This is a genomic window from Methylotuvimicrobium sp., from assembly GCF_050611805.1.
Classification (GTDB): Bacteria; Pseudomonadota; Gammaproteobacteria; order Methylococcales; family Methylomonadaceae; genus Methylotuvimicrobium.
In genome coordinates, this window is record NZ_JBNGHF010000037.1 from 1 (window position 1) to 21672 (window position 21672).

Genomic DNA, 21672 nt, shown 5'->3' on the forward strand with positions numbered 1-21672 from the left:
TCACGGCGTCCTGTCAAGCGAGTCACCGAACCGCCGCAAAGCCTACTACTTGTAGCAGTTATTTTGTGCATATTCCTAAAACGATTCAATCCGTCTCTCCTAGCAGTTCCGCCAGCATCAGCCGATGCAATGCATCGATAGTTTCGGCATCGGCTATCGGTTCGACATAGTTATAGCTTAAGGTCAAACGATTGCGGAAAATGCAGTTCAGAAAAGCCAGTGACGGCGGCGACGTGACTTGGCAAGCATGAAACACGTCGGTAATTTCGGCGCCGGGAAAACTGTCCGCCGGAAGATCCAGACGGCCGATATCGGAAAACCAAAACGAACTGCGCTCTTGACCGGAGCCGTACGAAAGGCGCAAGACTTTGCCGTATTCGGCCAGCGACAGCCAGCTGCCGGCCCACATGAGCGGCAGAAAGGCATAGTCTTCTTGTTGACGAATCACCTGGGCGTTTTGTTGTTTCAAATGTTCGAACAGTTTTTGTTGGTCCTTGACGATTTCTCGAGGCGCCTGTGCGAATAGTGCGCTGAGATGATTGCCGGTTACCGGCGATAAGGCGCGCTGTTTGCGCAAATTGAAAGCATAAGGCACACAATAAGCCTCGCCCGGACTGTCGGGGCGCCATTTGTCGAGGGCGCGCATCAAACAGCCGATGTAATAAAGACTGGTACCTGTCAAGCTGACCTGTTGCCTGGCCAGTTTGACGATCCGTTCGGTTTGTTCCTCGCTGAGCCTGCGAACCGCGAATTCGAGGCGTTGCGGCGACTGTTCGTGGCGCAGCGGCTGAACGCTGCTGAGTCTATCCAGCCTATCGATATAGCGTTTGCCTTTCAGCAGGAGCGAAATTTTTTGCCACCAGCGGTATTTTCGCAGCTGTTCGAATACCAGCGGACCGGTTTCGGGGTGGCCGAAGCGTTGGCGTTGGTCTGCATCGGCGGTACACAGATATTTGATGATCAGATCCGCGCCGCGCGCATCGCAAAAAGGATGCAGCCAGCGCATCACAAAAACGTTTTCGGATGCACCGGCCAAGAGATGAAACTCGAGCGGCGCGGCGCTCTCTCGAGGCTGTTTCTCGTTCATGATTCGGTCGACAGTAGCGCGCCGGAATTCCGCTTCATTTGCGCCGATCGGGCAGTGATGCTGAAAAAACAGTTCGGGCGGATCGGAGCGTTTGCACCAATAGAAACGCTTGCCGATTTGCCTCAGGCTGGCACGGGCTACTGGAAAACGTCGGCCAAATTCGTCGATCCGTTGTCGCAATGCGTCGATGTCCGGAGTATTGGCGAGTTCCAGTCCGTAACACGCCAAACTGCCGGCTAAGCCGTCGCGGCGGATTTCTTCATCCATCGCCAACGTGAAACTGTCGGCCGGATTCAGCCTTTCTAAAATAGCGGACTTATCGACGCTCATGAGTTTTTATGCCTTAATATCCAACATTCCAATGCATTAAAGGATTGCACATTGTCCGGTTCGATTTCGGTATCGGGTAGGGTCACACCGAATTCGTTTTCGATGTACATAATCAAGCGCATGATGCCCATGCTGTCCAGGCCCGCTTCGAGCAAATCGTCGTCGTCGCCGAATTGATTCGGCTCGGCGACGAAAACGAGCTCTTGAAAGATAAAGTCGCGCAGTTTCTTTTTCATGACTCAGGTAAGGTATAATTTGTCGTTTAAATGATAGCCGATTAGGGCAGGCATAGTCACGGAAAAGGGCGATACCCTTTGGGATTAGGTACTGAACATCGCGCGGGGCGGGTTATTTAACCATACGCATCAAGCCAGGGATGTGGCTAAAATTAACTTCCTGATTCGCTTCGAGTTTCGTGTAGAGGCAAATTCATTGAATTCAGGACTTAGGACTTCGAAATAAACTGTGGAAGTTGAGCGTCGGTGGCTTTCCCTCACCTAGCGTTAGGTGAGGGACGACGAAGGCGTCGCTCCCACGGCGGGTGATTGATGCACCGTGGGAGAGATCCCCAGATCGCGATTTCGAGGCCGAAAATGTCAAGCTACAATAAATGGCATCGAGGCCACATTGACCAAGCAGCGTTTCCCGGATTGCGCTGCGCTCCATCCGGGAAGCTCGGCGCCACGCTATTCCCGTATTACGCTATGCTGCATACGGGCTACATTCTTTAATAGCAACTTAATAGGTTAGCAATGGCAATACAGGCGGGTCCGCATGAGAGCTGAAAAAGGCAATATCGTTATTATCGGAGCGGGCCCTGCGGGCAGTATTGCCGCGGCATTGCTCAATAACAAAGGATACCGGACCGTGATCTTGGAGCGGGAGGCTTTCCCGCGCTTCAGCATCGGCGAAAGCCTGCTGCCGCAATGCATGGAATTCATCGAACAGGCCGGCATGCTCGATGCCGTGCGCAATGCCGGTTTTCAATTGAAGGACGGCGCGGCTTTTTTATTTCAAGACAAGCACTGCGAATTCTGGTTCGCCGACAAATTCACATCCGGTTTCGATTCGACCTATCAAGTGCAACGCGACCGCTTCGATGCGTTGCTAGCTGCGGAGGCGCAACGTATGGGCGTGGACATACGCTGGCGTCAGGAAGTCGTCGAGGCCGACTTCAGCGGCGAGCAACCGTTGTTGACGGTCAAGGATAGGGACAGCGGAGACAGCTACCGCATGGCCGCCGACTTCGTGCTCGATGCCAGCGGTTTCGGACGGGTGTTGCCGCGTTTGTTGGATTTGGAAAAGCCGTCCGGGTTTCCGGTGCGGCAAGCAGTGTTCACGCATATCGAAGACAGGATCGACGATCCGCGCTACGATCGCAACAAAATTCGCATCATCGTGCATCCCGAATTAACCGATGTCTGGTATTGGCTGATTCCGTTCAGCAACGGACATTGCAGTCTCGGCGTGGTCGGCGAAGATAAGATTCTCAAAGTTCCGCAGCGCGAGCCGCAAGCGGTGCTGAAGCAATTCGTCGACGCCGAACCGGGCTTGTCGGCGCTGCTGCATAATGCCGTGTTCGATACGCCGGTCAACAGCATCGGCGGTTACAGCGCCAACGTCAAAAGCCTTTACGGCAAAGGCTACGCGCTATTGGGCAATGCCGGCGAGTTTCTCGATCCGGTTTTTTCCTCGGGCGTCACGATCGCAATGAAATCGGCGAGTCTCGCCGCCGAGGTATTGGACCGGCAGCTCGGCGGCATCGCGGTCGATTGGCAGCAGGAATTTGCCGAACCCTTGCAAAAAGGCGTCGATACCTTCCGCACCTTCGTCAGCTCATGGTATGACGGCGGCTTGCAGGATGTGGTGCTTTATCAACAACAACAGCCCAATATCAAAGCAATGATTTGTTCGATTCTGGCCGGCTATGTTTGGGATGAAAACAATCCGTATGTCAAAAACTCAGGCCCCCGGTTGAAGACCCTGGTCGAATTGTGCCGCGAGCCTTGAGAAAATGACCTTATATCTCAATGATCTCGGTATCCTATCGGCGGCCGGTAGCAATGGTTCCGAAATGTTGTCGAGACTGCTGACGGGAGACCGTTCCGGCTTGATCAAGACCGATGAATACTCGCCGGGTAAGCCGTTTTATGTCGGTGAGATTCGTGCCGAACTGCCCGAAATCGAAAAACGATACAGCGTTTACGATTGCAAAAACAATCGCTTGTTACTCGCGGCCTTGAGCCAAATTCAGGTGGGCGTCGACCGCATCAAACGGAAATACCGCGCGGATCGCATCGGCGTGGTGATCGGCACCAGTACTTCCGGTGTCAGAAATACCGAGCTGGCGATTGCCGCAGTTGCCGGCGGTCTCGAAAAACCGCCCGGATTTCATTACAAGCAACAGCAATTGGCTGGCGGAGCTGATTTTTTGGCGCATCGACTCGATTTGAAAGGACCAGCCTATTCGGTATCGACGGCCTGCTCTTCCAGCGGCCGGGCTTTCGCTTCGGCTCGAAGATTGATCGAGTTGGATATTTGCGATGCCGTCATCGTCGGCGGCGCGGATAGTCTGTGCCGCTTCACCGTGAACGGTTTCGCGGCCTTGGAATCGGTATCGGCGGGCTTGTGCAAGCCTTTCGGCAAGCACCGGGACGGCATCAATTTATCGGAAGCCGCAGCCTTGTTCGTCTTGAGCCGGGATGAAGGTCCCGTCAGGCTCGCAGGAATCGGTGCCAGCAGCGACGCCTATCATTTTTCCGCGCCCGACCCCGGCGGCGGGGCCGTGGTCAAAGCAATGCAAACGGCATTGAACGAGGCTGGGATGAGGCCTAAGCAAATAGATTATATTAATCTACATGGAACGGCCACGCCGTTGAACGATGCAATGGAAAGCGCGGCGGTTGCTGAAGTTTTCGGCCGTTCGGTCGCGGCTAGCTCGACCAAAGGCATGACTGGACACGCCTTGGGCGCGGCCGGCGCACTCGAGCTGGGTCTGTGTTGGCTGCTGCTGAATAGCGATGATGAAGGGGGTTCGTTGCCGCCGAATAGCAATGACGACGAATTCGATGAGGCCTTGCCAGCATTGAATCTGGTCAAGACCGGTCAACGGCTGGGCAAGCGCATCGAACATTGCCAGAGCAATTCCTTCGCCTTCGGCGGTAATAACATTTCGATCGTCGCGTCGCGCGTATGATCGCGTATTCGATAGAACAATTATTGCCGCATGCCGGCAAGATGATGTTGTTGGATTGTGTGCTAACCTACGATGACGAGTCGATGACCGCGCAAGTAACCGTGCGCGGCGACGGTCTGTTCGGCAATGATACTGGCGTTCCGGCTTGGTTGGGTATCGAATACATGGCGCAAACGGTGGCAGCGCATGGCGGCTTGATGTGCCGTTTGGCCGGAAAACCGCTCAATCCCGGCTTTTTATTAGGTACGCGGCGTTATCATTGCAATGTGAGCCGGCTTGCTGCCGGGGCAGTGCTGACCGTGACGGTCAAGCGCCTCATACAGGATCAAGGCTTGGGCGTTTTCGATTGCCGCGTGGACGGCGACGGCGTGGAAATTTCGGCTAAACTGAGTGTTTATCAACCCGATACGGCAATCAATCGGGTCATCACAAACTAAGTAATTGTTTCAAAATAATTACCCGGTTTTATCGACCAGTATCAGGTAACGCTTCCAGAAGACGCCGTGAATATATCCCTATAGGCTTGGGCGCGGCGTCCATGCCGCGAACACTTCTTCCAGCGTTACCTGATACTAGCCAAATCGGGAAAGAAATTTTGGACACTTACTAAAGAAACAGCATGAATGAAACAGTTTTAGTGACGGGCTCCAGCCGGGGCATCGGCAAGGCAATCGCTTTGTATCTGGCGCGCAAGGGTTACGATGTGGTCGTGCATTGCCGCAGCCGCCGAAGCGAGGCCGAGCAAGTCGCGCAGGAAATCGAGGGAATCGGCCGCACGGCGCGTATTTTGCAATTCGATCTGGCGGACCGCAAGCAATGCAGTGCGGCGATCGAGCAAGATATCGACGAACACGGCGCTTATTACGGCGTGGTCTGCAATGCCGGCGTGAACGCTGACAACGCTTTTCCGGCCTTGACCGGCGAGGAATGGGACAGCGTCATACATACCAATCTGGACGGTTTTTATAATGTCTTGAACCCGCTGATCATGCCGATGATCCGGCGGCGCAAGCCAGGCCGCATCGTGACATTATCGTCCGTTTCGGGGCTGATCGGCAATCGCGGTCAGGTCAATTACAGTGCCGCGAAGGCCGGCATCATCGGCGCGACCAAGGCGTTGGCATTGGAACTTGCCAAACGCAATATCACGGTTAATTGCGTCGCGCCGGGCTTGATCGATACCGAAATGCTCGACGAGCTGCCGCTCGAGGAAATCAAAAAAATGATCCCGATGCGCCGGGTCGGCTCGGCCGATGAAGTCGCGGCCATGGTCGGTTTTTTATTGTCCGAGGAAGCCGCGTATATCACTCGGCAGGTGATTTCGGTTAACGGAGGGCTATGCTGATGAAACGCGTCGTGGTAACGGGCATGGCCGCGATCACGCCGATCGGCAACGATTGGACGACGGTCGCCGATAATCTGAAAGCGCAAAAGACCGGCATTCGACGGATGGACGACTGGGATAAATACAACGGCTTGAACACCCGGCTCGGCGGCCCGGTCGATTTCGCGCGGCCCGCGCATTATTCGCGCAAACAAGTGCGGGGCATGGGCCGGGTCGCGATGCTGGCGACCTATGCCACCGAACTGGCTTTGCAGGATGCCGGATTATTGGATGACCCGGTTTTGAAAAGCGGTCGCACCGGCGTTTCTTACGGCAGTTCGTCCGGTAGTTTCGACGGCTTGATCGACTTTACCAAGATGTTGCTGAATTTCGACAAGGGCGGCTTGAACGCGACATCCTATATCCGCATGATGGGACACACCTGTCCGGTCAATATCAGCCTGCATTTCGGCGTCAACGGCCGCATCATTCCGACCTCGAGCGCCTGTACATCGAGCAGCCAGGGCATCGGTTATGCCTACGAAGCGATCAAACATGGCCAGCAGACCGTGATGATCGCCGGCGGCAGCGATGAATTATCCGCCTCGCAAGCGGCGGTATTCGATACCTTGTTCGCGACTAGTCTGCGCAACGACGAACCGGATAAATCGCCGCGCCCGTTCGACCGTGACCGCGACGGGCTGGTCATCGGCGAAGGCGGCGGCACCTTCATTCTGGAAGAGCGCGAGCATGCCTTGAGCCGGGGGGCAACGATCCATGCCGAGATCGTCGGTTTCGGCACCAATTGCGATGGTCTGCATGTCACGCAACCGGACAGCGCCAGCATGCAGGTCGCGATGCAATTGGCACTGCAAGATTCGGGTCTGGATCCTGCGGTAATCGGTTATGTCAGCGCGCACGGCACCGCGACCGAGTTGGGCGATATCGCCGAAAGTCATGCCACGGCGGCCGTATTGGGCAACAAGATTCCTATCAGCTCGATGAAAAGTTATACCGGCCACACGCTCGGCGCTTGCGGCTCGATCGAAGCCTGGGTAGCGGTTCGAATGATGAACGAAGGCTGGTTTCATCCGACCGCGAATCTGGATGCTGCTGATCCCAGATGTGCGGAACTCGATTATATTCAAGGGTCTGTGCGTAGGCTCGAATGCGACTATTTGATGAGTAATAACTTCGCCTTCGGCGGCATCAATACTTCATTGATTTTCAAGCGGGTTTGAGTAGCCGGATATGGCGAAAATCATTACCGTGACCGTCAATACGGCGATCGATTTATTGCTCGAGGTCGAAAGTTTTGTGCCGGGCGAAACGCTGTCGGCCGAACGTGCCGAGGAATTCGCCAGCGGCAAAGGCATCAATGTCGCAAAGGCCATCGAGTCTCTGGGGCATGCCGTTTTGTGTTTGGGCTTTGCGGGAGCGCGCTCGATCGATGCATTTCATGCCTTGCAAACCGAACGGTTTAACACCGATTTGACCAAGGTTTCCGGCAAGACGCGCACCAACATTACCTTGCATGATTCGGCGAGCGGCCGGGAAACCCATATTCGAACCGCAGGGTTTCGCGTGACGCATGACGATTGCCGCCGCTTGTGCGAAAACGTCGAGTCTCATGCCGTGCCCGGCGCTATCGTGATTATTTCCGGCAGGTTGCCGCCTGGCGCGCCGGACGATTTCTATCGACATCTCATCGAAGTCTGCCGCGAACGTGGGGTGACGACCTTTTTGGATGCCAGCGGCCCCGGCTTGAGTCGCGGCATCGAAGCCAAGCCTGATGTGATCAAACCGAATCAACAAGAGCTTGAAGCCTTGCTCGGCAAGCCCTTGCCGGACGAACGCAGTATCGCCGAGGCTGCGAGGGAACTGGTCGGTCAAGGCATTCAACGGGTTTATGTCTCGCGAGGCGAGCACGGCTGCATTGCCGCCTACGAGAACATGACGATATCGGCTTATTTTAATACAGCACCGGAACAAATCGTCAGTCGCGTCGGCTGCGGCGATGCGCTGGTGGCCGGTTTGGCGGTCGCGGCGTGGCGGGGGTTGGATGCGGAGGCCGCGTTGAAACTAGGCGTGGCTTGCGGTACGGCGAATATGTTTTCGCCGGAACCGGGCCGGTTCGAACCGACACGAGTCAATGATATTACCTCGCGTATCGTGGTTGAGGATATCCTGACTCTAAATTCGGAAGTTAGGCCGCGAAAATCACGAAATTAATCAATAGTTTGCAAGGTATAGTAATTGAATGTTTTCGTGATTTTCGTGGACAAAATGCGCTATATAGCCTGAAAGCTCGACATACCTCATGATAATTTTTATTCAAAACTGAGGAATACATGAAAATTACAAAATCTAGTAATTTTTTAGTTTTAGGAAGTTTATTGTTTCTCAATGGTTGTGGTACAGCTACCCCTATAATGGAAGTAAAGCGTTCTAAATCAAATTTTGAGGAAGCTGTTTTCAAAGGGAAAAAAACATTTGTGTCTGAAAACACTCAAAAATTAACTGAATATCGAATTTTTCATCATGCTGATACTGGATTTACAAGTTTAAATCAGGTGCGCGAAGATACCGAAGACCGTGCTAATCGTTTTTGTGAGCAACGTGGTTTGGGCGCAAGGACAGTTCAAGAAACAACTTCCGTTCCTCCTCACATACTCGGAAACTTTCCTAGAGTCGAGCTTATATTTGTATGTGAAGAAGCTAGCAAAAGCAAAAGTAAAAATGTTGCGGATGCTTATGAGCAATTAGAGCGTTTAGGGAATTTATTAGAAAAAGGTTTAATTTCAAAGGAAGAGTTTGAATCTGAAAAGAAAAAACTATTCACTAACAATCGGTAAATTAGAGTCATTAAGTTTATTGAGTAAACGATGCAAGCAATCACTTATTCCTGGCACGAAATCAATTAGCGTAAAGCAATGATCAGGTCTGTGATAACCAATAAGCGATCGTGATTACAAAAAATGAGAAGGAGAAGCCGAGATGTCGGAAGCCTTGAAGATTTACGAGTCTGAATTCAGTGAGCGGCGCGATGTATGGCATTTGATCGGGATGCCGTCGCGCGGCGCGAAACTTCATGATGCCTTGCACAAGGGGTTGTCGTTCAGCGTTTATGGAAAACTCGCGGAGCTTACCGGACTGGAGAAAAAAGACTTAGCCAAATGTGCTTCGATAGCGCCGTCGACATTACAGCGGCGCGCCAAAGCCGGTCGTTTCAATCAACAGGAGAGCGATCGGCTTTATCGTCTCGTAGAGCTCTTGGGCGCGGCGGCCGAATTGTTCGAAGGCGATCAGGATGCTGCGCGCGAGTGGCTACATAAACCCGCGCTCGGGTTGGGCGGGCGCAGACCGGTCGACATGTTGGCTACGACCGCCGAGACTGAGGCGGTTATGGATTTGATCGGCCGGCTAGAACATAGAGTAGTCGTTTGAGGGGCATCAAAGCCTATCGAATCGTCAAACAAAAATGGATCGACAGCGCTTTCGAAGGCGAAGGTGCTACTCCCTTTTGATCGAAAAACCGTCTAAGAATAAAAGGTATGGGATGTTTCTATCGAGGACCGCCGTAAACCCATCCATGGGGCTTGACGGCAGCTCCCTGCTGCCGACATCCTCGCTAGCCACCCCATACCTTCATAAAGTTAGCTAATTTTTGAGTATAAAGGGAGTAAACGTTACGGCGGACGCTGGAACAATCGCGGCAAGTCCTGCGTCTATCTGGCAGGCTCCGAATCGCTCGCGATATTGGAAATACTGGTCCATCTCGACAAACAGCAATTTTTGACGCATTACGCATTGTTCGAACTGCACTTACCGAAACAAGATGTCGTCTATCTCGACGCCGAAAAATTGCCGGCCTGTTGGCGCGACGAGCCAGCGCCGCCTGAAACCGCCGCGATCGGCGATGCCTGTTTGACTGAAGGCGCCGGGCTGGCCTTAGCGGTGCCGAGCGTCATTGTACCTCGGGAATGGAGCTTCATCGTCAACACGAAACATCGTGCCTTTGCCGATGTCGTTAAGCAGCACGCGCGCCTGCTCGATTTCAAGCCCGACCGACGGCTTTTCTCGTCATGATTAGCGAAAAACCTTTTACGAAACGTGGCAGAGCACCGGTTCAAGCAACCAAGCTCGTCAATGATAGTACCCATAATCACTCTGCCGAAGGCAGGATTAACAGAGCATAGATATGAGCAACAAAAATCAACATTTATCGCCCGAAAATGCCGAGATCATAAAAAATCAGACTTTCAGCGATACTCAGCCTGGAAGCCTGTTGAAGGATTTTCAGGCGCTGTTGGATTTCATTGGTGACGACGGTATCGATGCGACCAAGACGACTCACCATATCGGCATGAAATACTTGTTTGAACTCAATGAACGGATGACGCGGCCTGTCGAAACCGAATTGAAGCGGCCTCAACAAAAGACGTTTCCCGTCATCCATGGATTGTATTTATTGTTGCGCACGTCCGGTTTGGGGCGCTTGGTCGCACAAAAGAGTAAAACCCTAATCGTGCTCGATCAGGACATATTGACTTCTTGGCGGAGTCTTAATACCAAGGAACGCTATTTTTCATTGTTGTTTTTTTGGGTTTCACGCGGTGAGGAAGAAGTACTCGGCGAACGATCAGGAATCTATGGTTCGAGTTTTTTGAATGCCGTTTATATTTATCGGACAGCTAGTCAAGGAGGTAACTCCTCGATTGTGACTGAATGTCGTTATTATGGACCCCATAATATCGCACTGTTGGCTTTGTTCGGTTTTATTGAGGCCGTGCCGAAAAAATCGAATAAGAGTGTCGATACGGCAGACATGCAAGTTGTTTTCTCTTCGTTTGGCAAAGTAATGCTCACTTATCTTGGCGATGCTGTCTCTCGCTTCATGAATGAAACTGGAAATTATTTATCGGATGAATTGTACGATTTTTGTGCCAAGGATTTGAACCCACTCATTCCGGATTGGCAAAACCGTTTATTGATAAAAGAACGAGAGGTCTTGACGGAAGGCTATTCGGTGATCGCAGTCAAGGTGCGTGACGCGGTGCGAAAACTGGCTGTTCCTCACGATACGTTTCTCGACGACTTGGCTTCAAGCATTCTGGATGCGTTCAATTTCGATGAGGATCACTTGTATGAATTTATTTACAAGAACAGTATAGGGTTAATAGAGAGAGTCGCACATTCTTTTGCCGATGACGGCGATTATTGGGCCGATGATATGACACTAGGAGAAATGCCGATACACGAAGGTATGACCTTTGTTTTTCATTACGATTTCGGCGACGACTGGCGCTTTCAGTGTCTAGTCGAAACGGTTATCAAGGAGGGAGGAAAATATACGGAACCGAAAGTCATTGAGAAAAAGGGTAGAGCGCCGAAGCAGTATTACTATTAAAAAATTTGGCTTAATCAGCCAGTTGCGCCGGCCAAAACTGCCGAATTTTGGTTTATACCTTTCGAGATACAAGTATCCTGCGCCATGGACGGTCAATTATTTTTTTCAGCAATAGCCTAGATTCCGGCAATCGTTGCCTTTTCTGCATCGTCGATCTGTTTCTGATCGAATTGCTCAACGCGGTTCCTGCCGTTTTGTTTAGCTAGATATAACGCCTTGTCGGCAAAACCGAGCAAACTGGCTGAGCTTAGCGTATCTTTTGGAATGACCGTGGCAACTCCCAGGCTCAATGTCACATAATGAGACACGGGCGAATTCGGGTGTCTTAATCGTCTTTTTTCGACGGCGACTCTCAGCTTCTCGGCCAACGATAGGCTTTGCTCTGCATTACAAACCGTAACCACACAAAACTCTTCACCGCCGTAACGGCAAACGAAATCGTCCGAGCGCTTGGAAAACAGTTTAAGGACTTTGGCTAATTCGAGCAGGCATTGGTCGCCTGCAGGATGCCCTTCGGCATCGTTATAATTCTTGAAATAATCGATATCGAGCATGATTATCGATAAGGGATATTGATGACGCAATGCACGTTGCCATTCTTTTTGCACATACTGGTCGTAATAACGCCGGTTCGGCAAACCGGTCAACGAATCGATATAAGCCAGGTGTAATTTGGACTTTGCTCGACTAAGTTGTTTTTGGGTGAGTCGCTCGGTGTAGTGAAAAACGATCAACAGCATAACGCCGAGTGAAGCGATTACGGCATGTAGCAGATAGATATGGCTTAATTGGTTTTCGACATAAGGGATAATCTTGGCCTTGGGAATGCTAACGCTGATGCCGCCCCGGATGTCGCCGATTTGATAATTTCGATGACAGCGCAAACAAGAATCGGTAATTTTCAGCGGTTCCATGTAGCGGTAAAACGGCTCGTCATGCAAGGTTGCGATATCCATAACAACGGATTCGCCTTCTTCAAATGCCAATAGCGCATTCGTTTCCCAGTCGTCCGCCTTATTGTCCGGGCGTTTCGGATGAAGGCTGGTTATATGGAATTGAATGCCGGATTTATCGTGTTCCAGTTCAGCCAATTGACGCGTCATATAAGCTGGGTTGATCAGCGTTAGCTGACGCCCGTCGAGAGTAACGATATCGCGTTCGGGAATATCCAGGTAAGGATTGGATGGGGTTTCTTCGGTAACCGTTACGTAGACGCCACCATGTTGCGCATTCCAATGCCGCATCGTGACGATGTGTTGAAAAAACAGCCTGCCTTGCGAGAAAGCGATTTTTTTGGCGGTATCTTGAGCATTATAGACTTGAAGCAATAGCGAAATACTGTTAAGTCCCAACCACAGCAACACAAAAAAAATAAAAAACCTCGTTTTCATGCAAAACCAACATCAACAACTATGGCGGAATATGATAACCGAGCGTACGGTTTTCGGTTGAAAAAATAGAGCGCGGAGTTATTGAATTGAGTTATACCCCGTAGATCAAAATTCGGCGCCGGGGTGACCGTCAAAGGACGCCGTGAACCCAGCACCTAAATTATCTAAGACAATTAACCATAGCCAATGGGCTATGGAATTTAGGTGCTGGGTGAATACGTCCATGTAGGCTCTATGCCAGCATCCGTGCTGGCAAAGCCTTTGTCGATCACCCCGGTGCCTCCTTAAGCATCGCCGAAATTTTAAGTGCGAAAGGTATAAATCCAGGGCCGATGCTGCAATAGAGCTTGCAGAGTCAACGCATTGAATGGTGCGGCGCACTTGGCATCATTGTTGAAATAAACGTGCACGGTTCGGCCTTGTTGTAAGTGTTCGGCAATCGTTTTCGCCCATTGCGCCAATTCGCCATGACTATAGCTGGAGACATAGGTTTCGGGGTGGCCGTGTAAACGGATGTAAACGTGATTGCCGGCCGCATGTTTCCATAGCGGCCAGGAAGCCGAATCGGAGAGGCAAGAAGCGACGCCGGAAGCGGATAAAATCTCAGCGGTCTCGTCGTCGAACCAGGATTCGTGTCTGAATTCGATGACATGATCGACTTCCGGCCATTGTTTCAATGCCTCGATGAAACCTTTCAATCGGTCGAGGTCCTTTTTTAACGACTGAGGCAATTGCCAAAGTATGGCCGACAGTTTTTCGGCCAGCGGCAAGGCATGCTGTTTCTCGATCAAGACAGAATCCTTGGGATCTTTGAGTTTTTTATTATGCGTCAGATAACGGTTTGCTTTCAATGCGAACCTGAACGAATCCGGTGTTTCGGCATGCCATTTTTCGAATGTCGACGCTTTTTGCAGCCGATAAAAGGTGCCGTTGATTTCGACGGCATTTAATCGTTCGGCATAAAACCTGAGCCAAGCTTTTTGTGTTGTCTTTTGATAGAAACAGTCGCGCCAATGCCGGTAACTCCAACCGCTGGTGCCGATATAAAGCTCGGTCACGTTAGCCCTTGATGCAAATGACCGGTTCCAAACGCGCGACTTTATTGGCAAGACCGGCTTTGTCGGCGGCATCGACGACCGCACTGACGTCTTTGTAAGCGGCCGGCGCTTCTTCGGCAACTCCGCGTAGGGAGGGGCTTCGAATGATGATGCCTTGTTCGGCCAATTGATCGACCAACGTTCGACCCTGCCACTGTTTCGTGGCTTGTCGGCGGCTCATCGCGCGTCCCGCACCGTGACAGGCCGAACTGAACGAGCGTTGCTCGGCCTGTTTCGTGCCGCACAAAATATAGGAACTTGTGCCCATCGAGCCGCCTATCAAGACCGGTTGGCCAACAGTTTGGTATTCGGTAGGCAAGTCGGCATGGCCGGGGCCGAAGGCTCGCGTCGCACCTTTGCGATGGACGAAGACTGTCCGTGCCGAACCGGCAACGATATGGCGTTCTTGTTTGCAGGTATTATGCGAGACGTCGTAGAGCAGGTTGATTGAAATGCCCGGAAAAATTTTGTTCATCGCTTGGCGCGTCAAATGCGTGATGATTTGGCGGTTTGCTAGTGCGCAATTGATGCCGGCGCGCATCGCGCCGAGATAGCGCTTGCCCAGCGGCGAATTCAGCGGCGCGCAGGCCAATTCTCGGTCGGGAAGGTTGATATGGTATTGAGACGCCGCAAGCGCCATGTCCTTCAAAAACTCGGTGCCGATCTGATGGCCTAGACCCCGCGAGCCGCAATGTATGCTGATCACGATCGCATCGATCTTGAGCCGGTAGGCTTCGGCGACCTCTTGATCGAAAATTTCGACGACGCGCTGCACTTCGAGATAATGGTTGCCGGAGCCGAGCGTGCCCATTTCGTCTTTTTGCCGTTCGCGGGCACGCGGCGACACATCGCTCGGTTCGGCGGCGTCGACGCGACCTTGTTCTTCAGTGAATTCGAGATCGCGTGCTTCGCCGAAGCCCTGATCGACGGCCCATTGCGCGCCGCCGGTCAGCATCGCGCGCATTTCGTCGTGGTTCAAATGAATCCGACCACGGCTGCCGACTCCGGCTGGTACGCTGCGGTAGAGTTCGTCGGCCAGTTCTTTGTTGACGTTTTGCAAGTCGTTCACGGTCAGACCGGTATGCAGCGTGCGAACGCCGCAGGAAATATCGAAACCGACTCCGCCGGCCGAAATCACGCCGCCTTCGTCCGCGTCGAACGCCGCGACGCCACCTATCGGAAAGCCGTAACCCCAATGCGCGTCGGGCATCGCATAGGCCGCTTCGACGATACCGGGCAGCGTCGCGACATTGGTGATCTGTTCATAGACCTTTTGATCCATTGCTTCCAGCAATCCGGGGTCGGCATAAATAATTGCCGGTACCCGCATCGGGCCCTTCGCAGGAATCTCCCAGCAGCTTTCATCGCGTTGAATGAATTGTTTGATGTCCATCGGTTTTACCCTTTATGCAGAATGTGGTGGCGTATTGTCGAATTCATACATCCACCACGCATTGGGCCAGCCAAAGCCCATCTTTGGTTTTGCGTACGGCAAGTTCGGTCAAGGTCGCGCCCTTGATTTCGACGGCGGGTTGGTGTTTTGCGGGATCGGTTGGTTCGCCGGAAGCCTTTGCGATTAGAGTTTTGCCATTGATCACGACCTGAAAACGCTTGAACAATAAGCCTTTGACAGCCATCAGATAAATCAATTCATTGATCCAATCCAAAAATAAAAACTCGATATCGTCCGCTTGACAGGACACTTCGACCGATTGATGTTCTAGAATTAAGTCGGGATCGCAGATGACCGATGTCATCGCCAGCGCGGCTTGCTCGAAAGCTTGGGCGAGCGTTGGCGCAATACCTCGAATGCCGATATCCGCCTTGTGTTCGAAGTGTTCCCAATGCGGAATCTGAGTTTTATCGGTCACGAGAAGCCTCCCGGCTGAGGATTATTTTGTGAACAATGTCGCAAAGTTATGGACATTGCGTCAAGATAGTATTCAAATTAAGTTGCCCGAATAAATTTACACGCTTGTCACGATGTTAAAGTGAAGTGTTTTTTTGGGAAAGGTTGAGAAGGATTCAAAATATATTAGACATCTCTAATATACGGACCTATAATCCGAATCAAACAGGACCGAGAAATCGGGATGATGAACGGTCCTTCGGCTAATCATGCATGCTTATCAAAGGCTTGCGATATTTTGCTCGCTGCAGTCATGTCTTGTCGGGAAAGACGCGGACATCTTGCGATTTTTACAGCAGATGAGGGCTTATGAGCACAACAACGCAACATCACCGTATTGTCGTCGCCGGCGGCGGCCCCGGCGGATTGTCGATCGCGGCGCGGCTGGCGGCGCATGGCCTCGAGGTCGCATTGATCGAACCGTCTTTGCGGCACGTTTATCAACCTTTCTGGACCTTAGCAGGAGCCGGCATCGTCGATCACGAATTATCGATTCGGCCGATGGCGGATATGATTCCTGGCGGGGTCAAATGGCTGAAGACCTCGGTGACGGGAGTTCAACCGGAACTTAATCAATTACAAACCGAAGACGGGCAGACGCTCTCTTATGATTTCCTGGTCGTCGCGCTAGGACTTCAGATCGATTGGCATAAAATCCCGGGGTTGCCCGAGCGCTTGGGGCAACAGGGCGTCTGCAGTATCTACGATTTTTCAGGCTCCGAGCAGACTTGGGAATTGATCCGTAATTTCAAGGGCGGCCATGCTGTTTTCACGTTTCCGCCGCCGCCGATCAAATGTGCCGGCGCGCCGCAAAAAATACTGTATCTGGCCGAGGAATATTTCCGTAAGGCCGATGTTCGAGACACAACCCAAGTCAGCTATTTTTGCGCGACGCCGACGATCTTCAGCGTCAAGAAATACGCCGATGCATTGATGCGGCAATGCGTCGAACCGCGAGGCATCGAAGCGCATTTTAATTGGCGTCTGAAATCGATCGATGCCGACAATTGCCAGGCGCTGTTCGAAAATAGCGAAAGCGGAGAGGAAAAACGGGTCGATTACGATTTGTTGCATGTCGTGCCGCCGATGAGCGCTCCCGATGTAATTAAGAACAGCGAGCTCTCGAACGCCGAGGGCTGGGTCGACGTCGATAAGGCCACGTTGCGGCACAAGCGTTTCGATAATGTATTCGCGATCGGCGATTGCGCGGGTCTGCCGACTTCGAAAACCGCCGCGGCGATTCGCTCGCAATCGCCGGTGCTGGCCGCGAACTTGCTGGCCGCCGTCAGAGGACAAGCGCCGACGGCGACTTATGACGGCTACACCGCCTGCCCGTTAGTAACCGGCTACGGTAAAGCGATACTGGCCGAGTTCGATTATGAATTACAGCCTCAAGAAACTTTTCCGTTCGATCAAAGCAAGGAAAGCCTACTGCTGTATTTGTTGAAACGCTTCGTGCTGCCACAGTTGTATTGGCGGGCTTTGATCAAGGGACGCAGGTGGCCCTGGTCGAAAGTCGGTACTTAGGAGGTGAGCATGAAAATCTCGTTGACACGTCAATTGGCAAGCGTGCTTGCCGTCAAGTTTTTGTTGCTGTGGGGCTTGTGGTTCGCATTTTTCCGTACCGAACCCCGCCCGCAAGACCGCTCCGATTTGGCGGCTCGTCTTTACGGCGAGCGGCCATCGTCCGATTTTTCTAGTTCCGAAGGGGAGAAATAAGCCATGTTTACCGGTGAAGAGGTTGTCAATCTGTCGCGTCTGCAGTTCGGGTTGACGGCCATGTATCATTTTTTATTCGTGCCGCTCACGTTGGGCTTGAGTTTCATCATCGCGATCATGGAATCAGTCTATGTGATGACGCATAAGGAAGTTTATAAGGACATGGCCAAATTCTGGGGCAAGTTGTTCGGCATCAATTTCGCGATGGGCGTGACGACCGGACTGACGCTAGAATTCCAGTTCGGCACCAACTGGGCCTATTACTCGCACTATGTCGGCGACATCTTCGGCGCGATCCTCGCGAGTGAGGGCCTGATGGCGTTTTTCCTCGAATCGACGTTGGTCGGCCTGTTCTTCTTCGGCTGGAACCGCCTGACCAAAGTTCAGCATTTGACCGTGACTTGGCTGATGGCGTTCGGTACCAACTTGTCGGCGCTGTGGATCTTGATTGCGAACGGCTGGATGCAATACCCGGTCGGCGCCGAATTCAATTACGAAACCTTACGCATGGAATTGACCAGTTTCTCCGACGTGTTCTTCAACCCAGTCGCACAGGTCAAATTCGTGCATACCGTCGCGGCCGGTTACGTGACCGGCTCTATGTTTGTGCTGGGTATCAGCGCTTGGTATATGCGTAAGCGGCGCGATTTAGGTTTTGCACGCCGTTCTTTCGCGGTTGCGACGTCATTCGGCCTGGCATCGGTTCTGTCGGTGATCGTGCTCGGCGATGAAAGCGGCTACAGCGCCGGCGAGACGCAAAAGGTCAAATTGGCTGCAGTCGAGGCGGAATGGGAAACGCACGAAGCGCCCGCGGGCTTTACCGTGATTGGTTTTCCGGATCAAGAAGCTGAAGAAACACACTTCGCCGTCAAAATTCCTTATGTGCTCGGCTTGATTGCCACGCGTTCGGTCGATGAAGAAGTCAAAGGCTTGACTGAGTTGCGCACCGAAAACATCGACAAGATTCGCAACGGCATGATCGCCTACCGCGAATTGGAAAAAATGCGTGGCGGCGATCAAACCCCGGAAACGCGCGCATTGTTCGAAGAGCATAAAAACAATCTCGGTCATGCCTTATTGCTGAAACGTTATATCGACGATGTCAGTCAGGCCGACGAGGCGATGATTCAGCAGGCCGCGAAAGACAGTTTGCCGAGAGTCGCTCCGTTGTTTTGGGCATTCCGCGTAATGGTTGCAAGCGGCTTTTTGATGCTGTTTATCTTTGCTGCATCGTTTTATTACTGCGCGACGAGACGCGCCGGACAGCAGATTTGGTTGTTGCGCATGGCGACCTGGAGTATCCCGCTGCCGTGGATCGCTTCGGAAATGGGTTGGTTCGTCGCCGAAAACGGCCGGCAACCGTGGACGATCAGCGGCGTGTTGCCGACCTTCCTGAGCGCTTCCGAAATCAGCCCAAGCGACGTATATTTAAGCCTGATAGGATTCGCGGTGTTCTATACCGCATTGCTGGTCGTCGAGTTGTTTTTGATGTTTAAATTCATTCGCTTAGGACCCAGCAGCCTGCATACCGGTAAATATCATTTCGAATCGGCCGAAACGCCGGCAACCGCGCACTGAGGAGATAGTTATGTTCGATTATGAAACGTTAAGAGTCATTTGGTGGCTGTTCATGGGGGTGCTGATTTGCGGTTTTATTTTAAGCGGTGGGTTTGATCTAGGTGTCGGCATTTTATTACCGTTTTTCGGGCGCGACGACATGCAGCGCCGCGTGATGCTGAACACGATCGGGCCGACCTGGGAAGGTAATCAGGTGTGGCTGGTCACGTTGGGTGGTGCGATGTTTGCAGTGTGGCCGCTGGTCTACGCGACGCTGTTTTCGGGGCTTTATCTGGCAATGATTTTGGTGTTGTTCACGCTGTTTCTGAGGCCGCCGGCATTCGATTATCGCGGCAAGCTGGAATCGCCCAAATGGCGTTCGACCTGGGATTGGGTGTTGTTTACCGGCAGCGCGGTACCGACCCTATTGCTCGGTGTGTTGGTCGGCAATCTGATACGCGGTGTGCCGTTTCATTTGAATCATGAACTGCGCTCTTTTTACGATGGCAGTTTTTTCGACTTGCTCAATCCGTTCTCTTTATTGTGCGGCGTGCTGGCGGTATTGTTGTTGATGCTGCATGGCGCAATTTATCTGCAATGGCGTACCGAGGGTGAGCTTTATTTCCGCGCCCGGGCCTTTATATCGAAGTTCGGCGTCATTATTTTAGGCGCGTTGACCTTGCTCGCGATTTGGGTATTGTTGAGCATGGAGGTCTATCGCTTGCCAAATGACGCCTTATTCAATGCCGCATCCAATCCGTTGGCAAAAACGGTTGAAAAACAAAGCGGCGGCTGGCTTGCGCATTTTTTCCTGCATCCGTGGATGCTGTTCGCACCTATCATGGCCTATGCCGGTTTGTGGACCGCTTATCTTCTTGCCCGTGAACATACCTGCAGAGCGGCCTTTATCTCCAGTTGTTTAGGCTTGATTGGTGTTTTATTCACAGTCGGATTCGGCATGTTTCCTTTTTTGTTGATATCCAGCACGGACCCCGGAAGCAGTTTGACCATTTGGGACGCCAGCGCAAGCCATTTGACGCTGAAAATCACATTTTGGATTACGATCGTATTTCTGCCTATTGTGCTGATGTACACGCGCTGGGCTTACAAAGTGATGTGGGGACCGGTGACCGAGAAAATGATTAGCGAAGATAAGCATGGTTGGTATTGAATGAAGGTTAAAGGTGCAAGATGAAAGATGAAAGATGAAAGATGAAAGGCGCCTCTGTCGTGGGGGGGGCCGTAATGTGCGATTTAAGCCAGAGTAGGCGATCATAAACCCCTATCGAGTAGATTGTACTGGGGAGTCATTATTGACCATTCCCTTAAATGTGGCGCGCATCGGATGTGACAAATAGACGGTGCGCGCTTTAAAAACCGAATCGAGGAATTAACTATGTGGTATTTCAGTTGGATATTGGGCGTCAGCTTTGCCTGCGCGTTCGGCATCATCAACGCAATGTGGCTCGAAGCCGAATGCGATTTCGATCACTGTGACATGGATAAAGCAATGCCGGGCGAAAAATGCGACGAGAGTTAGTCGTAGGTCGGGTTAGGCAATAGCCTTAACCCGACATATCCCGTAAAAAAATCGGGTGATTCTATCGCTGACCCGATATAGAATTCTAATGTTCGCGATGCCAAATCAAGTCGCCGTTGCGGAAGATCGCCTTGACTCGGTGATACGGCACTGAATGCAATTCTCCGTCCCGGTCGATTACTTCGAAGGTAAAATGATCTCCCTTCGGAAAACGGATTTCGTTGAATGCGACGACGATCAGCCTGTCTTCGATCCGATCGTAATAACCGATCTTGAATTCGTCCCCCTTCCAATGTTCGTCCCATCTTATACGGTTCAATATGTCTTGTACCGGTTGCATGATTTAAATCCGCATTGAAAACGTGCCGAAATGCTACACTAAATTGGATCTATACGACTACTGAGGTGTAAGCCGTGAACTCAATAGGATTGATCCCGATGGTACTTCTTTCTCAAGCGATGGCTTTTGACGAAACGATACATCTGCCGCAAGCGAAAGTTGCCGGATCGATGTCGCTGGAACAAAGCATCGCCGCACGACGCTCAATACGGGCGTTTGCGGCAAAAACGTTATCGATAGAGCAGATCGGGCAATTGCTTTGGGCGGCGCAAGGTATTACCGATACAAAGGGCAGCCTGCGTGCGGCGCCTTCGGCCGGTGCGTTGTATCCGCTAGAAACTTATGTCGTGCTGCCGGCCGGAATTTATCGTTATGACCCTCGGAATCACGAACTCAAACGCACCGTTGAAAGCGATCGTCGCCTTGAGCTGCAAAAAGCCTCGCTAGACCAAGATGCATTCGGTTCGGCGCCGGCCGTTTTTGTCTTTACAGCAGTTTTCGAAAGAACCGCCATCAAATATCGAGAGCGCGCGAATCTTTATGTCCCGATCGAAGTCGGGCATGCAGCACAGAATCTATTGCTGCAAGCAACTGCTCAAGGGCTGGCCGGCGTGCCGATTGGTGCGTTCAACGATAAGCGTGTAGCGGAAGCCCTTAAACTGCCCAAAGATCAACGCCCGTTGTATTTGCTGCCGTTGGGTTATCCGATTCAATAACGCAGATGTAAAAAAGAATTTCGGCGACCGGCATATTTTTCATGATTCTTCCGATA

23 protein-coding genes are annotated in these 21672 nt (G+C 52.0%); 16 read left to right on the forward strand and 7 right to left on the reverse strand.

All coding sequences use genetic code 11. The features are described 5' to 3' along the window. Positions 1-85: 85 nt before the first annotated feature. Together ACRJJO_RS15935 and ACRJJO_RS15940 are read right to left on the reverse strand one after the other, a co-directional pair. Positions 86-1417 (reverse strand): hypothetical protein, encoded by a 1332-nt coding sequence (locus tag ACRJJO_RS15935; RefSeq protein WP_431066660.1) that lies wholly within the window; start codon positions 1415-1417, stop codon positions 86-88. Then, entirely contained in the window at positions 1414-1653 is a 240-nt protein-coding gene (locus ACRJJO_RS15940; protein WP_431066661.1) for a phosphopantetheine-binding protein, read from the reverse strand. The genes ACRJJO_RS15935 and ACRJJO_RS15940 overlap by 4 nt, the downstream gene beginning before the upstream one ends. Before the next feature lie 538 nt (positions 1654-2191). On the opposite strand from ACRJJO_RS15940, the gene ACRJJO_RS15945 reads away from it, so the two are divergent. The 10 genes from ACRJJO_RS15945 (at position 2192) to ACRJJO_RS15990 (ending at position 11347) form a co-directional block, all read left to right on the forward strand. After that, positions 2192-3427, forward strand: a complete 1236-nt coding sequence (locus tag ACRJJO_RS15945) for an NAD(P)/FAD-dependent oxidoreductase (RefSeq protein ID WP_431066662.1) — start codon at positions 2192-2194, stop codon at positions 3425-3427. A gap of 4 nt (positions 3428-3431) precedes the next feature. Continuing rightward, the gene (locus ACRJJO_RS15950; RefSeq protein WP_431066663.1) at positions 3432-4613 is read left to right on the forward strand and encodes a beta-ketoacyl-ACP synthase; all 1182 of its coding nucleotides are present in this window, start codon (positions 3432-3434) and stop codon (positions 4611-4613) included. After that, on the forward strand, positions 4610-5050 hold the full coding sequence (locus ACRJJO_RS15955; protein ID WP_431066664.1) for a 3-hydroxylacyl-ACP dehydratase: 441 nt from the start codon (positions 4610-4612) through the stop codon (positions 5048-5050). Before ACRJJO_RS15950 ends, ACRJJO_RS15955 begins: the two co-directional genes overlap by 4 nt. A 182-nt stretch (positions 5051-5232) precedes the next feature. Continuing rightward, entirely contained in the window at positions 5233-5958 is a 726-nt protein-coding gene (fabG, locus tag ACRJJO_RS15960; protein ID WP_431066665.1) for a 3-oxoacyl-ACP reductase FabG, read from the forward strand. Then, on the forward strand, positions 5952-7178 hold the full coding sequence (locus ACRJJO_RS15965; RefSeq protein ID WP_431066666.1) for a beta-ketoacyl-ACP synthase: 1227 nt from the start codon (positions 5952-5954) through the stop codon (positions 7176-7178). Before fabG ends, ACRJJO_RS15965 begins: the two co-directional genes overlap by 7 nt. A gap of 10 nt (positions 7179-7188) precedes the next feature. After that, positions 7189-8169 carry a 1-phosphofructokinase family hexose kinase gene (locus ACRJJO_RS15970; RefSeq protein WP_431066667.1) on the forward strand — a complete coding sequence of 327 codons (981 nt, stop codon included), beginning with the start codon at positions 7189-7191 and terminating at the stop codon, positions 8167-8169. A gap of 119 nt (positions 8170-8288) precedes the next feature. Then, positions 8289-8792, forward strand: a complete 504-nt coding sequence (locus ACRJJO_RS15975; RefSeq protein ID WP_431066668.1) for an SHOCT domain-containing protein — start codon at positions 8289-8291, stop codon at positions 8790-8792. 142 nt (positions 8793-8934) lie between these two features. Continuing rightward, entirely contained in the window at positions 8935-9384 is a 450-nt protein-coding gene (gene parS / locus ACRJJO_RS15980) for a type II RES/Xre toxin-antitoxin system antitoxin (RefSeq protein ID WP_431066669.1), read from the forward strand. Positions 9385-9600: 216 nt separating this feature from the next. Beyond that, a complete protein-coding gene (locus tag ACRJJO_RS15985) occupies positions 9601-10026 on the forward strand; it encodes an RES family NAD+ phosphorylase (protein WP_431066698.1) in 426 nt (141 codons plus the stop codon). A gap of 112 nt (positions 10027-10138) precedes the next feature. After that, complete coding sequence (locus ACRJJO_RS15990) at positions 10139-11347, forward strand: IS1096 element passenger TnpR family protein (protein ID WP_431066670.1); 1209 nt, start codon at positions 10139-10141, stop codon at positions 11345-11347. Positions 11348-11463: 116 nt separating this feature from the next. Here ACRJJO_RS15990 and ACRJJO_RS15995 read toward each other — a convergent pair whose 3' ends face one another. The 4 genes from ACRJJO_RS15995 to ACRJJO_RS16010 form a co-directional block, all read right to left on the reverse strand. Next, positions 11464-12738, reverse strand: a complete 1275-nt coding sequence (locus ACRJJO_RS15995) for a diguanylate cyclase (RefSeq protein ID WP_431066671.1) — start codon at positions 12736-12738, stop codon at positions 11464-11466. Between the two features lie 302 nt (positions 12739-13040). Next, a complete protein-coding gene (locus tag ACRJJO_RS16000; RefSeq protein WP_431066672.1) occupies positions 13041-13796 on the reverse strand; it encodes a DUF72 domain-containing protein in 756 nt (251 codons plus the stop codon). A 1-nt stretch (position 13797) separates the two neighbouring features. Continuing rightward, the gene (locus ACRJJO_RS16005) at positions 13798-15228 is read right to left on the reverse strand and encodes an RtcB family protein (protein ID WP_431066673.1); all 1431 of its coding nucleotides are present in this window, start codon (positions 15226-15228) and stop codon (positions 13798-13800) included. A 43-nt stretch (positions 15229-15271) separates the two neighbouring features. Then, the gene (locus tag ACRJJO_RS16010) at positions 15272-15706 is read right to left on the reverse strand and encodes an archease (RefSeq protein ID WP_431066674.1); all 435 of its coding nucleotides are present in this window, start codon (positions 15704-15706) and stop codon (positions 15272-15274) included. A 347-nt stretch (positions 15707-16053) separates the two neighbouring features. On the opposite strand from ACRJJO_RS16010, the gene ACRJJO_RS16015 reads away from it, so the two are divergent. The 5 genes from ACRJJO_RS16015 to cydX all read left to right on the forward strand — a co-directional run bounded on the left by ACRJJO_RS16015 (position 16054) and on the right by cydX (position 20560). Then, positions 16054-17271 carry an NAD(P)/FAD-dependent oxidoreductase gene (locus ACRJJO_RS16015; protein WP_431066675.1) on the forward strand — a complete coding sequence of 406 codons (1218 nt, stop codon included), beginning with the start codon at positions 16054-16056 and terminating at the stop codon, positions 17269-17271. 9 nt (positions 17272-17280) lie between these two features. After that, positions 17281-17463, forward strand: a complete 183-nt coding sequence (gene cydP / locus ACRJJO_RS16020; protein WP_404359390.1) for a cytochrome oxidase putative small subunit CydP — start codon at positions 17281-17283, stop codon at positions 17461-17463. A 3-nt stretch (positions 17464-17466) separates the two neighbouring features. Then, the gene (locus ACRJJO_RS16025; RefSeq protein ID WP_431066676.1) at positions 17467-19041 is read left to right on the forward strand and encodes a cytochrome ubiquinol oxidase subunit I; all 1575 of its coding nucleotides are present in this window, start codon (positions 17467-17469) and stop codon (positions 19039-19041) included. A 10-nt stretch (positions 19042-19051) separates the two neighbouring features. Next, a complete protein-coding gene (gene cydB / locus ACRJJO_RS16030) occupies positions 19052-20191 on the forward strand; it encodes a cytochrome d ubiquinol oxidase subunit II (RefSeq protein WP_431066677.1) in 1140 nt (379 codons plus the stop codon). Positions 20192-20416: 225 nt separating this feature from the next. After that, entirely contained in the window at positions 20417-20560 is a 144-nt protein-coding gene (gene cydX, locus ACRJJO_RS16035) for a cytochrome bd-I oxidase subunit CydX (protein WP_125217353.1), read from the forward strand. Between the two features lie 85 nt (positions 20561-20645). Here cydX and ACRJJO_RS16040 read toward each other — a convergent pair whose 3' ends face one another. Beyond that, the gene (locus tag ACRJJO_RS16040) at positions 20646-20900 is read right to left on the reverse strand and encodes a DUF504 domain-containing protein (protein WP_431066678.1); all 255 of its coding nucleotides are present in this window, start codon (positions 20898-20900) and stop codon (positions 20646-20648) included. A gap of 98 nt (positions 20901-20998) precedes the next feature. On the opposite strand from ACRJJO_RS16040, the gene ACRJJO_RS16045 reads away from it, so the two are divergent. Continuing rightward, the gene (locus ACRJJO_RS16045; protein WP_431066679.1) at positions 20999-21616 is read left to right on the forward strand and encodes a SagB/ThcOx family dehydrogenase; all 618 of its coding nucleotides are present in this window, start codon (positions 20999-21001) and stop codon (positions 21614-21616) included. Positions 21617-21672 lie beyond the last annotated feature (56 nt).

Coding starts and splice junctions, on each gene's coding strand:
- cydB (WP_431066677.1), top strand. CDS start 19,052: ATGTTCGATTATGAAACGTTAAGAGTCATTTGGTGGCTGTTCATGGGG.
- ACRJJO_RS16045 (WP_431066679.1), top strand. CDS start 20,999: ATGGTACTTCTTTCTCAAGCGATGGCTTTTGACGAAACGATACATCTG.
- ACRJJO_RS15940 (WP_431066661.1), bottom strand. CDS start 1,653: ATGAAAAAGAAACTGCGCGACTTTATCTTTCAAGAGCTCGTTTTCGTC.
- ACRJJO_RS16025 (WP_431066676.1), top strand. CDS start 17,467: ATGTTTACCGGTGAAGAGGTTGTCAATCTGTCGCGTCTGCAGTTCGGG.
- ACRJJO_RS16040 (WP_431066678.1), bottom strand. CDS start 20,900: ATGCAACCGGTACAAGACATATTGAACCGTATAAGATGGGACGAACAT.
- ACRJJO_RS15955 (WP_431066664.1), top strand. CDS start 4,610: ATGATCGCGTATTCGATAGAACAATTATTGCCGCATGCCGGCAAGATG.
- ACRJJO_RS15970 (WP_431066667.1), top strand. CDS start 7,189: ATGGCGAAAATCATTACCGTGACCGTCAATACGGCGATCGATTTATTG.
- ACRJJO_RS15990 (WP_431066670.1), top strand. CDS start 10,139: ATGAGCAACAAAAATCAACATTTATCGCCCGAAAATGCCGAGATCATA.
- ACRJJO_RS15975 (WP_431066668.1), top strand. CDS start 8,289: ATGAAAATTACAAAATCTAGTAATTTTTTAGTTTTAGGAAGTTTATTG.
- ACRJJO_RS16005 (WP_431066673.1), bottom strand. CDS start 15,228: ATGGACATCAAACAATTCATTCAACGCGATGAAAGCTGCTGGGAGATT.
- fabG (WP_431066665.1), top strand. CDS start 5,233: ATGAATGAAACAGTTTTAGTGACGGGCTCCAGCCGGGGCATCGGCAAG.
- ACRJJO_RS15945 (WP_431066662.1), top strand. CDS start 2,192: ATGAGAGCTGAAAAAGGCAATATCGTTATTATCGGAGCGGGCCCTGCG.
- ACRJJO_RS15935 (WP_431066660.1), bottom strand. CDS start 1,417: ATGAGCGTCGATAAGTCCGCTATTTTAGAAAGGCTGAATCCGGCCGAC.
- ACRJJO_RS15965 (WP_431066666.1), top strand. CDS start 5,952: ATGCTGATGAAACGCGTCGTGGTAACGGGCATGGCCGCGATCACGCCG.
- cydX (WP_125217353.1), top strand. CDS start 20,417: ATGTGGTATTTCAGTTGGATATTGGGCGTCAGCTTTGCCTGCGCGTTC.
- ACRJJO_RS16015 (WP_431066675.1), top strand. CDS start 16,054: ATGAGCACAACAACGCAACATCACCGTATTGTCGTCGCCGGCGGCGGC.
- ACRJJO_RS15950 (WP_431066663.1), top strand. CDS start 3,432: ATGACCTTATATCTCAATGATCTCGGTATCCTATCGGCGGCCGGTAGC.
- cydP (WP_404359390.1), top strand. CDS start 17,281: ATGAAAATCTCGTTGACACGTCAATTGGCAAGCGTGCTTGCCGTCAAG.
- parS (WP_431066669.1), top strand. CDS start 8,935: ATGTCGGAAGCCTTGAAGATTTACGAGTCTGAATTCAGTGAGCGGCGC.
- ACRJJO_RS15995 (WP_431066671.1), bottom strand. CDS start 12,738: ATGAAAACGAGGTTTTTTATTTTTTTTGTGTTGCTGTGGTTGGGACTT.